General features: G+C 74.1%; 14 protein-coding genes. 7 read left to right on the top strand and 7 right to left on the bottom strand.

The features are described from left to right. Position 1 precedes the first annotated feature (1 nt). On the bottom strand, positions 2-1,036 hold the full coding sequence (locus ACE1OC_RS36465) for a BtrH N-terminal domain-containing protein (RefSeq protein ID WP_407840591.1): 1,035 nt from the start codon (positions 1,034-1,036) through the stop codon (positions 2-4). 112 nt (positions 1,037-1,148) lie between these two features. Here ACE1OC_RS36465 and ACE1OC_RS36460 point away from each other — a divergent pair, with 112 nt between their 5' ends. After that, the gene (locus tag ACE1OC_RS36460) at positions 1,149-1,502 is read left to right on the top strand and encodes a DUF1304 domain-containing protein (RefSeq protein ID WP_407840590.1); all 354 of its coding nucleotides are present in this window, start codon (positions 1,149-1,151) and stop codon (positions 1,500-1,502) included. Further along, positions 1,499-2,074 carry a TetR/AcrR family transcriptional regulator gene (locus ACE1OC_RS36455; RefSeq protein WP_407840589.1) on the top strand — a complete coding sequence of 192 codons (576 nt, stop codon included), beginning with the start codon at positions 1,499-1,501 and terminating at the stop codon, positions 2,072-2,074. Before ACE1OC_RS36460 ends, ACE1OC_RS36455 begins: the two co-directional genes overlap by 4 nt. A 38-nt stretch (positions 2,075-2,112) precedes the next feature. Here the strand turns inward: ACE1OC_RS36455 and ACE1OC_RS36450 are convergent, their stop codons facing one another. Further along, positions 2,113-2,637, bottom strand: coding sequence for an AAA family ATPase (locus ACE1OC_RS36450; RefSeq protein ID WP_407841791.1), 525 nt, complete (start codon positions 2,635-2,637; stop codon positions 2,113-2,115). A 95-nt stretch (positions 2,638-2,732) separates the two neighbouring features. Then, positions 2,733-2,939: a cold-shock protein gene (locus ACE1OC_RS36445; RefSeq protein ID WP_250739345.1), complete on the bottom strand. Its 207-nt coding sequence runs from the start codon at positions 2,937-2,939 to the stop codon at positions 2,733-2,735. A gap of 223 nt (positions 2,940-3,162) precedes the next feature. Between ACE1OC_RS36445 and ACE1OC_RS36440 the strand changes: the two genes are divergently transcribed. Then, positions 3,163-4,212 (top strand): 2-oxoglutarate and iron-dependent oxygenase domain-containing protein, encoded by a 1,050-nt coding sequence (locus ACE1OC_RS36440; protein WP_407840588.1) that lies wholly within the window; start codon positions 3,163-3,165, stop codon positions 4,210-4,212. On the opposite strand, the gene ACE1OC_RS36435 is transcribed toward ACE1OC_RS36440, so the two are convergent. Then, positions 4,130-4,498 carry an HGxxPAAW family protein gene (locus ACE1OC_RS36435; RefSeq protein WP_407840587.1) on the bottom strand — a complete coding sequence of 123 codons (369 nt, stop codon included), beginning with the start codon at positions 4,496-4,498 and terminating at the stop codon, positions 4,130-4,132. The genes ACE1OC_RS36440 and ACE1OC_RS36435 overlap by 83 nt on opposite strands. Before the next feature lie 105 nt (positions 4,499-4,603). Between ACE1OC_RS36435 and ACE1OC_RS36430 the strand changes: the two genes are divergently transcribed. Both ACE1OC_RS36430 and ACE1OC_RS36425 read left to right on the top strand, forming a co-directional pair. Continuing rightward, on the top strand, positions 4,604-5,098 hold the full coding sequence (locus tag ACE1OC_RS36430; protein ID WP_274547250.1) for a MarR family transcriptional regulator: 495 nt from the start codon (positions 4,604-4,606) through the stop codon (positions 5,096-5,098). Between the two features lie 79 nt (positions 5,099-5,177). Continuing rightward, positions 5,178-6,680, top strand: coding sequence for a DEAD/DEAH box helicase (locus ACE1OC_RS36425; RefSeq protein WP_407840586.1), 1,503 nt, complete (start codon positions 5,178-5,180; stop codon positions 6,678-6,680). 69 nt (positions 6,681-6,749) lie between these two features. Here the strand turns inward: ACE1OC_RS36425 and ACE1OC_RS36420 are convergent, their stop codons facing one another. Beyond that, a complete protein-coding gene (locus tag ACE1OC_RS36420) occupies positions 6,750-7,286 on the bottom strand; it encodes a hypothetical protein (RefSeq protein ID WP_407840585.1) in 537 nt (178 codons plus the stop codon). A gap of 206 nt (positions 7,287-7,492) precedes the next feature. On the opposite strand from ACE1OC_RS36420, the gene ACE1OC_RS36415 reads away from it, so the two are divergent. Continuing rightward, positions 7,493-8,563, top strand: coding sequence for a hypothetical protein (locus ACE1OC_RS36415; protein WP_407840584.1), 1,071 nt, complete (start codon positions 7,493-7,495; stop codon positions 8,561-8,563). A gap of 44 nt (positions 8,564-8,607) precedes the next feature. Here ACE1OC_RS36415 and ACE1OC_RS36410 read toward each other — a convergent pair whose 3' ends face one another. Both ACE1OC_RS36410 and ACE1OC_RS36405 read right to left on the bottom strand, forming a co-directional pair. Then, positions 8,608-9,138 carry an SRPBCC family protein gene (locus ACE1OC_RS36410; protein WP_407840583.1) on the bottom strand — a complete coding sequence of 177 codons (531 nt, stop codon included), beginning with the start codon at positions 9,136-9,138 and terminating at the stop codon, positions 8,608-8,610. 54 nt (positions 9,139-9,192) lie between these two features. Beyond that, complete coding sequence (locus ACE1OC_RS36405) at positions 9,193-10,302, bottom strand: NUDIX domain-containing protein (protein ID WP_407840582.1); 1,110 nt, start codon at positions 10,300-10,302, stop codon at positions 9,193-9,195. Positions 10,303-10,609: 307 nt separating this feature from the next. Between ACE1OC_RS36405 and ACE1OC_RS36400 the strand changes: the two genes are divergently transcribed. Continuing rightward, positions 10,610-12,364, top strand: a complete 1,755-nt coding sequence (locus ACE1OC_RS36400; RefSeq protein ID WP_407840581.1) for a VanW family protein — start codon at positions 10,610-10,612, stop codon at positions 12,362-12,364. The last annotated feature ends 57 nt before the right edge of the window (positions 12,365-12,421 follow it).

Genomic DNA, 12,421 nt, shown 5'->3' with positions numbered 1-12,421 from the left:
ATCACTCCCCGGGCGCGGCCTCCGGCAGCAGCGCGACGGCCTGCCGCTCCAGCAAAAGGGCTCCGTCCACGAGCTCGGCGCAGGCGTCGAAGAGGTCCCGCCGCCCCGCGGCGTCCGCCCCGGGATCCGCCGCGCGGGCCAGCTCCGCGAGCCGCGTCCACTGCCGGCCGGAGTCGCGGAAGAGCGCGGCCGCCTCACCGTGCCCGGCGAGGTCGAGGAAGTCCGCGTACAGCGGCCGGGTGGCGCCCGGGGCGGTCCACTCCTCCTCCAGGCAGGCGTACAGCCGCTGCGTCCCCAGGACGAAGGCCTCGGGGGCGGCGAAGCGGCGCTCCCAGCCCGTCTTGGTGCTGGTGTCGCGCAGCTGCGCGGCGAACTTCTCCATGCCGGAGAAGCCGAAGTTGACGTCGAAGTGGTTGCCGAGCACCGGCCCGGTGAGGCGGGAGACGGTGGCGGCGATCGCCGCCTCCAGGTCGGGTTCGCCGGCGGGCTTCCCGGTGGTGACCACCATCTGGTGGCGGCCCTTCTTGTGCCCGGACCAGGCCGCACCGAACTCCTCGCGGCCGATGACGTACGGGCCGCCCGCCCCCTCCAGACCGGCCGCCGGGTCGTCGACCTGGAAGGTGTCCCCGTCGTAGCCGACCACGGCCACCACGTACGGGTCGGCGGCGGCCAGTTCGGCCATCGGGGCGGGGCCGTGCCAGGGGAGGGCGGACCGGTCGACGGTGCAGAACACCGGGGCCCCCGCGTCGAGCGCGGCCTCGACCCGGTGCCAGCGGGGCTTGGCGCTGCGCGTGGCCTCGTACGGGATGCGCAGGCGGCCGAGGGCGACCTGGACCCAGGGGTCGGGGTGGGCCTGGGCGACGATCGTCGGCATCGGCGGCCGGCCGGCGTACTCGAACACGAAGTACATGAAGCCGATACCGCCCGCCAGGCCCGCGACCAGGGCCTCTTCGTGCACGCTGCCGAGCGCGTGCCGGATCAGCGTGGCCTCGCGGTGGCGTCCGGGGGCGAAGTCTTCATATACGAGCGCAGTCATGCGGTCAGCGTAGCCGCGCCGCGGACCGTCGGCCGCGAGCCGACTTCCTGTACAGTTGTCCAGGAAGTCGGCGGAACCGCCCTCGGCTCACTCCGCCCCCAGGGAGGTGGCCGTGCACACGGTCGCAACGATCCTCATCGGCCTCGTCGCCGCACTGCACGCGTACTTCCTGGTCCTGGAGATGTTCCTGTGGCAGCGACCGCCCGGCCGCGCCCTGCACGGATTCGACGCCGACACGGCCCGTCTGACCGCCCCGCTCGCCGCGAACCAGGGCCTCTACAACGGGTTCCTCGCCGCCGGCCTGGTCTGGTCCCTCGTCATCGACTCGCTCGCCACCCAGATCTTCTTCCTCGTCTGCGTGATCGTCGCCGGGGTGTACGGGGCCGCGACCGCCAATCGGCGCATCCTCCTGGCCCAGGCCCTGCCCGGCGCCCTCGCGCTGGGCGCGGCGCTGCTCGCCGGATGACCGCCCGGACCGACCCCCGCACCGCCCGCACCAAGGAGCGGCTGCGCGAGAGCCTCCTCGCCGCGTGCGCGGACCGGCCGCTCGGCGAGGTCAGCGTCTCGGCGGTGGTGCGCCGGGCGGGCGTCGGCCGGGCCACGTTCTACCTGCACTACGAGGACCTCACCGCGCTCGCGGTGGACGCGTGCGCCGACGTCGTCCACGCGGCGGTCGACGCCCTGCACGCCTGGCAGACGGACCCCTCGGCACTTCCCCCGGCCCGCCCCCCGGCCGCACTGGCCGCCTTCCTCGGCGGCGCGGCCGACCGGGCGGCGCTCTACCGCACCCTGCTCCTGCCGGGTGGCGGCGGGCCGCTGGGCGAACGCCTGTACCGGGAGCTGCGCGAGCGCAGCCGGGCCGAACGCGCCGCGGTGGGGGCTCCGCGCCCCGAGCTGGTGGCTTCGGCCGTGGCCGCCACGTTCACCGCCGTGCTCGCGGACTGGCTGCACGGCGACCTGCCCGCCGGCCTGGCCGACCCGGCCGAGCTGGCGGACCGGATCTGGCCGCTCCTCATCGCCCTGCACCGGGCGGGATGACCCCTCGCGACAGGCCGCCCCCGGCCGACGGGTACGGGCTACGCCGCCTCCACCGCCAGCCCGGTCTCGGCCATGACCCGGGTGACGGTGTCCTCGAGCGAGTGCTCCGCCCCGATGACGCTCTCCCAGTCGCCGGGCAGCAGGTCGAGCGGGCGGTACCACTCCCGCATCTCCGCCTCGCCGATCTCGGCGGCCTGCGGCTTGCCCGCGTGCCGCCGCAGGGTCTCCTCGAACGGCACGTCGAGGTAGTAGAAGTGGGTCGGCCCGCGGTGGGCGCGGCGCAGGGCGTCGAGCATGGGGCCGTAGCGGTCCGCGTAGAGGATCCCCTCGACGATCACGTGGAAGCCGTGGTCCAGCGCGTAGCGCGCCACGCTGCCGATGAGCCCGATGTTCGCCGCGCCGGGGGTGTCCCGCTCCCGCAGGACGACGCGGCGCAGGTTGTCCTGGCCCACGAGCGCGAGGCCCCGGCCGTGGCGGTCGCGGATGCCCTCCGCCACGGAGGACTTGCCCGCGGCGGAGTTGCCGCGCAGCACGATCAGCCGGGTGTCCGGCGTGCCGGTCATCATCCGGCCCACGCTACCGGCCGGGCCGGGCGTGCGTGAGCCCCGCCGGGTCAACGGGCGGGGCTCACGTCACGGGCCGGACTCGTGAAGCGGCGCTAGCCGATGGTGACCACCTGCTCCGCCTGAGGACCCTTGGGACCCTGGGTCACGCTGTACTCGACCTTCGCGCCCTCGGCCAGCTCCTTGAAGCCGGTCGTCTGGATGGCGGAGAAGTGGACGAACACGTCAGGGCCGCCGTCGTCCTGCTGAATGAAGCCGAACCCCTTCTCAGAGTTGAACCACTTCACGGTGCCTGTTGCCATCTGTACTGATCCTTCACAACGTTCCACCGGCCGCACACGCGGCCGGACCCGATCCTGCCCATTGATCGGCCCGAGCACACGCCAAGCGCGGCCAACCGGGGTGCTCCCGGATATTCGAACCTTTCTCCGTCCCGTCCGTGAATCGGGGGAACAGGCCTTCGCACGGGCCCTGGGAAGGGCTCTCGGCGGGGCGCTCCGAAGGAGTCTTCGAGAGGGGACGGACATGGGCGAGCTCGCGACGTTCCGGGTGCCGGCTCGGATCACGGGAACGACGGCGGACATCATGCTCGGCGGGGCGATGGTCCGTGCCTGGCAGCGCGACGGGATCTTCCAAGTGGCCGCCGACGGACGGCAGGAGGCCCGCACGCGGGCCGCGCTGGCGGCGAGCCGGCGGTTCTTCGCCCGGCCCGCGGCGGAGAAGGCGGCGTACGTCAACGACACCTCGTACAGCGGGTACATCGCCTCGGGCGAGGAGGTGACGGACGGCCGGCCGGACGCCTCGGAGATCTTCACCATCACCCCCGACATCCCGGTGGCGGCGGCCGCGGGCCTGCCCTGCCACGGACCGGTCCCCTGGCCCTCCCCCGGCTACCGCGCGGCCATGGAGGCCTACCTGACCGGCGTCGGCGGGCTCGGCGAGCGACTGTTGCGGCTCGTGGCCCTCGGGCTCGGCCTCGGCCCGGCCGGCATCGACCGGCTCGCGGGCCTGACCCGCGGCGGCTGGCACCACATGCGGGTGCTGCGCTTCCCCGCCGCGGAACGGACCGCCGAGCGCGGCATCGGCGCCCATACCGATTACGGACTGCTCGTGATCGCCGCCCAGGACGAGGTGGGCGGCCTCTTCGTACGGCCTCCGGTGCCGGGTGAGGAGCGCCCGCGCAACTGGCTGCCGGGCGAGAGCACCGCGGGCTTCGCCGAGGACCGGCCCGACTGGACCCCCGTACGGCCCGTGGCGCGGGTGCTGACGGTGTTCCCCGGGGACATCCTCCAGTTCATGACCGGCGGCGCCCTGCTGTCCACCCCGCACCGGGTGCGGCTGGCGGACCGGGAGCGGTACGCCCTCGCCTACTTCCACGAGCCGCGCTTCGGGGCCCGGATCCGCCCCCTCGACCCGACGGGGGCCCAGCGGGGCGGGGACGGCGGCGAGGGGGCCGCGGCGATCCACTACGGGGAGCACTTCACCCGGATGTTCATGCGGTGCTATCCGCAGCGGGCAACGACACGGCGGATCGAGAGCCAGGGGCTGCTGCGGCACCTCGCCGCGGCCCGCTGAGCCGGCAGCCCAGGCAGTCGGCGTGGCCGGAGTGCGCGACGGTGTCGCGAACCCGCCAGTCCCACTGGCTCTCCGGCCGGGGACCGCTCGGCTTGCCCCAGCCGGCGAGGTGCAGGAGCCAGGTGACGATGCCCGCCACCACGACGACCCCCAGGCCGATCCAGATGCCGGGGGTCCAGGAGACGCAGAGAGCGGCGCCCGCCACCGCGCTTCCCACCAGGGCGATTGCGGTGCCGGTCCAGCCCGCCACCGTGTGGCCGAGGTCCACGTGGCCGTGAGCGCTCATCGTTCTCCCCTGCTTCGTCGGTTCAGTAGGCTCGAATGGCGTTCTCTCACCGAGAAAGCCATTTATCTCACGAGCTAAGTAACTTAGATGCTAAGGAGTAACCGCGTGCAGGGCAAGCCCCGCCCCGCGGCCACGGTCCAGGAGGCGCTGTCGCGCATGGACCGGTACGTCGCTCTCGGCATCGTCGGCCAGCAGGAAGTGGCGCAGCTCCTCGGGCTGAACGTCACCGACCTGACCTGCCTCGGCCACATCCTGGGCGCCGGTGACGACCCTCTCGGCGCCGGCGACCTCGCCGAGCTGACCAACCTCACCACCGGCGCGGTGACCGGGGTGCTCAACCGCCTGGAGCGCGCCGGGTACGCGAGCCGGCAGCCCGATCCCGCCGACCGGCGCCGGGTACGGGTGGTCGCGGACCCGGCCGCCGCCGCGCGGATCTTCGCCGTCTACGAGCCCTTCTACGCCCGGCTCGGCGCGGTGTTCGCCGAGTACACCCCCGACGAGGTCGCCGTCATCGCCGACTGGTTCGGGCGGGCGACGGCCGAGGTCACCGCCCATCTGGACCGGGTGCGGGCCGGGGAACTCGGGCCGGTGGCCCCGTAACCCCGATGGTAAAATTTGCCTTTTGGCGACGTTCGCGTCGCACTCCCGAACATCTTGCGCGTCTCACGGAAGGTTCTGCATGAAGAACCCGTCAGCTCATGGGCGCTTCGGCATCAAGGCCGGAGCCAAGACGAGCCCGAAGGGCGGTGCGAAGGGCGGCGGAAAGACCCCGCGGACCCTCGGCCCCCAGGGCGAGTACTCGATGCCCCGGACGACCACGCCGGCCCTGCCGCCGGTGGAGTCCTTCTCGGAGCTCGGTCTGCCCCCTGAGCTGGTGAAGACGATGGCCGACCAGGGGGTGGCCCAGCCGTTCCCCATCCAGGCGGCGACCCTCCCCAACTCCCTGGCGGGCCGCGACATCCTCGGCCGCGGGCGGACCGGCTCGGGCAAGACGCTCGCCTTCGGCCTGGCCCTGCTGGCCCGTACGGCGGGGCAGCAGGCCGATCCCAAGCGGCCGCTCGCGCTGGTCCTCGTACCGACCCGCGAGCTGGCGCAGCAGGTGACCGAGGCCCTGGCCCCGTACGCGCAGGCCCTGAAGCTGCGCATGGCCACGGTCGTCGGCGGCCTGTCGATCGGCAAGCAGACCGGCGCGCTGCGCACCGGCGCCGAGATCGTGGTGGCCACCCCGGGGCGGCTCAGCGACCTCATCGGCCGGCGCGACGTGCACCTGGAGCGCGTGAAGATCGTCGTCCTCGACGAGGCCGACCAGATGTGCGACATGGGCTTCATGCCGCAGGTCACCGAGATCCTCGACCAGTGCCACCACGCCGGCCAGCGGATGCTGTTCTCGGCCACGCTGGACCGCAACGTGGACCAGCTCGTCCAGCGGTACCTGAAGGACCCCGTCGGGCACTCCGTGGACCCGCAGTCCGCATCGGTGTCCACGATGGACCACCACGTGCTGCACATCCACGCCGCCGACAAGGTCTCGGCCGCGACCGAGATCGCGGCGCGCGAGGGCCGGGTGCTGATGTTCCTGGACACCAAGCACGGGGTCGACCAGTTCGTGAAGCACCTGCGGGCCATGGGCGTACGCGCGGAGGGGCTGCACAGCGGAAAGTCGCAGCCGCAGCGCACCCGGACCCTGGGCCAGTTCAAGGACGGCCTGCTGAACGTCCTGGTCGCGACCAACGTCGCCGCCCGCGGCATCCACATCGAGGACCTCGACCTCGTGGTCAACGTGGACCCGCCGGCCGACAGCAAGGACTACCTGCACCGGGGCGGCCGCACCGCGCGGGCGGGCGAGTCCGGCAAGGTCGTCACCCTGGTCACCCCCAACCAGCGGCGCGACATCGTCCGGCTGATGGCCGACGCCAAGATCCGGCCGACCATCACCCAGGTCCGCTCCGGCGAGGCCGCGCTGAGCCGGATCACCGGCGCGAAGGCCCCGTCCGGCGTGCCGCTGGCCGGCGCCGCGGCCACCGACGCCAAGGGCCGGCCTTCTGGCTCGGACCTCGGCTTCCGCGGGATCGGCACCCGTCCCGGGCGGCCCGGCAAGGGCAAGGAGTCCCGCAAGACCATCGAGGCCCGGCAGGCCGCCGAGGCCCGTGCGGCGGCGCGTGTGCGGCGCGGAACGAAGTAGCACGTCGGGAGGGCCGGGACCGCGGTGCGGTTCCGGCCCTCCTGTGCGTCCGGCGGCCCGGGGATCGGGTCACGAGCTCACGGCGGCCCGCCTCAGCAGCCGCTGCGCCGCCGCGTTGCGGACCCGGCGGGTCCGGGCGCCCGCGGCGAGCAGCCGTAGGGCATCGTCCGCGTGCAGGGACTGGGCCGCCGTGCGCTGACACCAGTCGGAGGCCGCGAGGAGCTCCCCCGCGGACCAGGGCTCGCCCTGCGTGACGGCCTTCAGCAGGGTCCACTCGCGCAGCCGGCGGGCCGCGAAGCTGCGGCCACCGAGGGCGGCCCCGACGGCCTGCGCCCAGGCCGGGAAGGCCTCGTCGGCCAGCAGCCCGGCCGCCCGCCGGTCGAGGTGCGTGACCACCGCGCTCTCCGCCATCACCAGGTCCGGGTCGCGCAGGACGGCGGCCACGGCCTCGGCCTCCCCGGGCTGTCCCGAGACGGCTGCCAGGGACTCCAGGTGCCGGGCGTAACGCCAGTGCTCGGACGGCGCGTTCGCGGCCGCCGCGCCCGTCGTCCCCCCGGTCCGGCGCTCCGGGCCGCCTTGGCGTATCTGGTACTCACTTCTCCCCATGCGGCCATTCCACACGACACCGGTGAACGGCGAGTTGTCAGGGTGGCATCAAGGCCCTGCGGGACGGTCAGGGTGGGGCCGTCGGAGCCGGTCGTCCCGCATCTGCGCACGTCACAGGACTATTACGTGATCTCGGTCCGGCTTGTGCCGCATCGGTGACGCCCTGTGAGATGGGCCGGAGACAAAAGCATGGGCGGGGGCCTGACATGACGGAACCGGCGGAATTCGTCACGCGACTGCGCGCGGACGGACAAGACCAGGCACGGGTGGGGGACCAGAACCGGGGCCAGAACCGGGGCCAGGGCCAGGGCCATGGCCGCGGCTGGGATCAGGGCCGGGAGCAGGGCCGCGAGGCGGCCTTCCACGCCGACCAGCGCCGACGGCGCGTCAGACGCCTGTCCGTCGGAGCGGTCGCCGCCCTGGCGCTCGCCGGTGTCACCGCGTGGCTGGTGGCCGCCCCGGAGGGGCGGCCCGAGGGCCGGCTCCACGCCGCCGGGCTCGACGAGCAGGCATGGCCCGATGAGTGGCCGGCCACGACGGGCCTGCCGCTGCGCGGCTCGCCCGCCCGGACCTGGGCGACCGAGAAGGACGAGCTCCCGCTGCCCGCGGCCACCGCGGTCGGTTCGATCCCGAAGGAGAAGGTCTCGGACGGACTGAGCCGGGCCAGGGAGTTCCTGGTCGCGGCCAATCTGGATCCGGAGGTGCTCCAGGGCGCGTGGCCCGCCGAGGCCATGGAGCTGCTCGATCCGCAGCAGCCCGCCCGCGCCGAGCTGACGGAGCACCTGCGCGAACCGGGGCTCCCGGACGCCGACCCCACCGAGCTGTTCACCCGCTTCGACCCCGCCCGGCTCACTCCGGCCCGGGGCGGCATCAGGGTGCGCGGCCGGATGGCCTTCGAGGCCGGCGGGGCTCCGGGGCAGATCAGGATCCACGCCGACTACACCTTCGTCTACGCCGTGCGGCGCGTGTCCCCGCGCCCGGAGCCGGGGCCCGCGCCGGGCACGGAGGAGGTGGCACGGGTGGTCGTACGGAGGCAGCTCGTGCTGCTCTACGCCGCGTCCGACTCCCCCGGCGTGACGGCCGGGAAGCTGATTCCGGCCGGGTACCGCCGGCAGCTCGGCAACCACGACTGCGGCACCGTCGACGGCTTCGTCCACCCCTACTTCTCCAAGGAGGCGGCCGCCGCCGAACGGCCGTGGCCCGTGGTCGACCCGTACGACGACAGCAAGGACATCCCCGACGGGCGGCCGAGCTGCACCGTCCCGTCACGCACCTGACCTCGCGGCCCCCGCCGGCCTCGCTGCCCCCGGCGGCCCCGGGCTCAGGCGCCGTGGCTCTCGTATCCGCCGGAGCCCTGTTCGTTCGCGTGCCCCTGCTCCGGGAGCGGGGCGCCGGTCTCCAGGAGGGTCTTGAGGCTGGACGCGAGCATCGGCCAGGCGCGCCCGCACATCCCGATGAGGGTGCCGCCCGGTTCGAAGTCCTCGTGGAGGATGGTGAGCCGGGCGAGCGTGTCACCGACCGGCTCGATCTCGTACGTCACCTTCGTGCGCCGCTCGCGGGCCAGCTCGGCGCGCAGCTCCTCGCCGATGCCCACGGAGGCGGCCCACTGCGGGGTGAAGGTGTGCCAGGTGTAGGAGAGCAGCCGCTCCGGTACGCACTCCAGGACGACCTGCTCCGGATCGCTCGTCCGCGCCCCGCGCTCCACCCAGTCCATCGTCGAGCCCACCCGCCAGTCGGTCTCGAAGTCGAGCCCCCAGTAGCGGCGGGTGAACGCGGGCTCGGTCAGGGCCTGCCACACGCGCGCGGGGTCGGCCTGGATGTAGACGGTGTAGGTGATCGCAGTCTCGCTCATCCCCTCATGCTGCGGGACCGGGGCCCGCGGACCGGGGATTGAGCCGCTCCGCGCTCACCAGTGGCAGCCCTCCGCCGGGAGTTCCGTCGGCGGGGTGCGGGGCGGCGACGGGAGGCAGAGGTGGGTGCGGGCGGTGTGGACGGCGGCGAGTTCCTCGTGGCCCGCCGGGCCCCAGTCGCTGAGTTCGCGGACCTGTTCGGGGGTGGCCAGCAGCCGTGCGTACGCCGGGTCCGGTCCCGGTGGCAGCGCTGTGAGCCGGGCCGCGGTCCTCGGGTGGGCACCCTGGTCGGCGCACCGGTACCCGAGCGTGAGCGCGCCCGCGGTGCGGCCCGCCGTCGGGGGCGGGAGGTGGGCGGCGCCGGTGGCGCGGGCGATGAGCAGCAGCACGCGCCCGTCGGGGGCGAACAGCCAGCCGACGGGGTCCCGTGGCGTCAGGTGCGCGGGGGCGGGGCCCGGGTGCCAGGTGCCGTGCAGTGGAACGCGGCGGCTGCGCAGGGCGCCGAGCCGGTCCAGGGCGGTGGGGGTGGTGGGGCGGCCGTCCTCCAGCAGGGCGGCGCCTCCTCCGCTGATGCGGGCCCGCAGCGCGGACAGGGCGCGGCGGGCGTCGCCCGCGTCCATCAGGGCGGGCAGCTCGGCCGGCTCGGCGAAGTGGATGCCGGTGATCTCCTGCGCGGGGAGCCGGATGGAGTCGATGCGCTCCCGGGTCCAGGTACCGCCGTCGAAGACGTGCAGGATCTCGCCGGGGAATCCCATCCCGGGCGGCATGCCGGGCGCGTCGGCGGGGATCCAGTCGACGGCGAGGCCGCGCGGGTAGCGCCCCTCGACGCCGAGCTCCTCGTACACCTCTCGCGCGGCCGCCGCGGCCGGCGCCTCGCCGGCGTCCACGGCGCCGCCGGGCAGCAGCCGGTCGGGGCGGTAGTCGACGCTCTGGACGAGGACCCGCCCGTCGCCGTCGGTGACGAGGACGACGGCGCCGGTCCAGAGGGTGGCGCGGGAGGCCCCGTACTCCTCCGGGGTCATCCACGTGCCGGGGCGCGCGGCGGGGGCAGCGGGTTCGGCACGGGACCCAGGTGCGGCGTGGGCCCCGGATGCGGCCTGGGCTCCGGTTTCGGCCGGGGTGGCGCCCGTGTCCTGCGTCACGTCCTCGTCGGTCAGCTGCGGCATCGGACTCCATTCACCGTAGGGGCGCCGCGGGGGCGCCGTGCTGCCCCGTCGCGCGGGCATCGCTGGGCATCGCTGGGCATCGCGCGGCCATCGTGCGGGCCTCGCCGGGGCGTTCCGCACGGGTGGGCCCGCGGGCTGTGCAACAGCGCGGACGAGCACCGGGTTACGGAGATCAACACATTCCCCTTTGCCACCCCTATACCTCCTTATTACCTGGTTACACGGATCTTGCTACGTTCCCGGGGCGGACTGGCGGCATGAAAACCGCCGGTCCGACCACGTCACCGCACCGAGGAGAGACCCAGACATGCGACGCGCACCCCGCACGGGCCCCCCGGCGGACACCCGCAAACGGTGGACCGTCCCGGGCGTGGCCGGCGTGGCGGGCGGCGTCGCGGTCCTCGGCTTCGGCGGGCTGTACGCCGCGGGCCTGCTGCTGGCGGGAGACGACATAGCCGCCGGTACGAAGGTGCGCGGCGTCGACATAGGCGGGATGAGCCGCGCCGAGGCCCGGCAGACCCTGAACCGTGCGCTCGGCCCGTCCGCCGCGGCCCCGCTGGTCCTGCGGATCGGGGAGCGGACCGAGCAGGCGCAGCCGGCCACGCTCGGCCTGTCCCTGGACACCGGCGCCACCGCCGACCGGGCGGCCCGCTCCGGCGCCGACCCCGTCAGCGTGATCGGCCGGCTGTTCTCCTCCGGTGACCCCTCGGTGGAGCCCGTGGTCCGGCTCGACGAGAAGGCGGCCCGCTCCGCCCTGGACGGGCTCGGCGCGAAGACCCGTCAGGAGGCCCGGGAAGGTGCGGTCTCCTTCGAGAAGGGCAAGGCCAAGGCCGTGGCCCCGGTCACCGGTACCGAGCTCGACGTCGACGGCTCCCTCGGCGTGCTCCGCTCGTCCTACGCCCGGCCCGCGGACGGGGCGCCCGGCGGGCCCGTCGTGCTGCCCGTCCGGACCACGGAGCCCCGCATCGGGCAGCAGGAGACGGAGCGGGCGCTGAAGGAGTTCGCCGAACCCGCGGTGTCCGCGCCGGTCACCCTGACCGTGCAGGGCAAGCGCATACCCGTCGGCCCGGCCGTCCTCGCCAAGCACCTCACCCTCAAGGACGACGGCCAGGGCCGCCTCGCGCCCCAGCTCGACGCCAAGGCCCTGCTCGCCGACCCGGAGTTGGCCGGTCCGCTGCGGCAGGCCACGCCGGGCCCCGTCGAGGCGAAGCTGCGTACGGACTCAGCCGGCGCGGTCTCCGTCGCCGAGGAGGGCCGGGCCGGACGCCGGGTCGCCGAGGAGGGCCTGTCCGCCGCCGTACTGCCGCTGCTGACGCGGGCGGGCGCGGCGGAGCGGACGGCCGAGGTCGCCACCGAGGAGGTCCGGCCCAAGCTCACCAAGGACACGATCGGGCAGCTGGGCATCAAGGAGGAGGTGTCCTCCTTCACGGTCGACTTCGAGAAGGCCCCGTACCGTACGACGAACATCGGGCGGGCCGCGGAGCTGATCAACGGCTCGCTCGTGCTGCCCGACGAGACGTGGAGCTTCAACCGCCGCGTCGGCGAGCGCACGAAGGAGAACGGCTTCGTCGACGGCCTGATCATCAACAACGGCCAGTACGAGAAGGCCTCCGGCGGCGGCGTTTCGGCGGTGGCCACCACGGTCTTCAACGCGATGTTCTTCTCCGGGGTCAAGCCCGTCGAGTACGGCGCGCACTCCTTCTACATCGAGCGCTACCCGGAGGGCCGCGAGGCCACCGTGGCATGGGGCAGTCTGGACCTGCGCTTCGCCAACGACTCGGGCAAGGCCCTCTACATCCAGGCCGAGGCGACCGACACCTCGGTCACCATCACCTTCCTCGGAACGAAGCAGTACGACGAGATCCGCGCGGCCAAGGGCCCGCGGACGAACGTCAAGCCGCCCGCCACGCGCACGGACACCGGCCCGAAGTGCGAGCCGCAGTCCCCGCTGGAGGGCTTCGACGTCGCCGTCGACCGGGTGTTCGTGAAGGGCGGGCAAGAGGTCAAGCGGGAGACGATGAAGACCCGTTACACGCCGAGGGACAGCGTGACCTGCGGCTGAGGCCTCCTGCCGAGGAGTCCGCACCACCCGTCCGGGTGAGCGCGTGCGGGGGTGCGG

It is taken from the genome of Streptomyces stoeckheimensis (assembly GCF_045822005.1).
Lineage (GTDB): Bacteria > Actinomycetota > Actinomycetes > Streptomycetales > Streptomycetaceae > Streptomyces > Streptomyces stoeckheimensis.
The sequence above is the reverse complement of the archived record's forward strand: the minus strand, read 5'-3'. Positions and strand labels throughout refer to the sequence as shown.

Excerpts from the sequence above, each read along its gene's own strand:
- ACE1OC_RS36425 (WP_407840586.1), top strand. The coding sequence starts at position 5,178 with ATGAAGAACCCGTCAGCTCATGGGCGCTTCGGCATCAAGGCCGGAGCC.
- ACE1OC_RS36400 (WP_407840581.1), top strand. The coding sequence starts at position 10,610 with ATGCGACGCGCACCCCGCACGGGCCCCCCGGCGGACACCCGCAAACGG.
- ACE1OC_RS36435 (WP_407840587.1), bottom strand. The coding sequence starts at position 4,498 with ATGAGCGCTCACGGCCACGTGGACCTCGGCCACACGGTGGCGGGCTGG.
- ACE1OC_RS36450 (WP_407841791.1), bottom strand. The coding sequence starts at position 2,637 with ATGACCGGCACGCCGGACACCCGGCTGATCGTGCTGCGCGGCAACTCC.
- ACE1OC_RS36455 (WP_407840589.1), top strand. The coding sequence starts at position 1,499 with ATGACCGCCCGGACCGACCCCCGCACCGCCCGCACCAAGGAGCGGCTG.
- ACE1OC_RS36420 (WP_407840585.1), bottom strand. The coding sequence starts at position 7,286 with ATGGGGAGAAGTGAGTACCAGATACGCCAAGGCGGCCCGGAGCGCCGG.
- ACE1OC_RS36405 (WP_407840582.1), bottom strand. The coding sequence starts at position 10,302 with ATGCCGCAGCTGACCGACGAGGACGTGACGCAGGACACGGGCGCCACC.
- ACE1OC_RS36415 (WP_407840584.1), top strand. The coding sequence starts at position 7,493 with ATGACGGAACCGGCGGAATTCGTCACGCGACTGCGCGCGGACGGACAA.
- ACE1OC_RS36410 (WP_407840583.1), bottom strand. The coding sequence starts at position 9,138 with ATGAGCGAGACTGCGATCACCTACACCGTCTACATCCAGGCCGACCCC.
- ACE1OC_RS36465 (WP_407840591.1), bottom strand. The coding sequence starts at position 1,036 with ATGACTGCGCTCGTATATGAAGACTTCGCCCCCGGACGCCACCGCGAG.
- ACE1OC_RS36445 (WP_250739345.1), bottom strand. The coding sequence starts at position 2,939 with ATGGCAACAGGCACCGTGAAGTGGTTCAACTCTGAGAAGGGGTTCGGC.
- ACE1OC_RS36440 (WP_407840588.1), top strand. The coding sequence starts at position 3,163 with ATGGGCGAGCTCGCGACGTTCCGGGTGCCGGCTCGGATCACGGGAACG.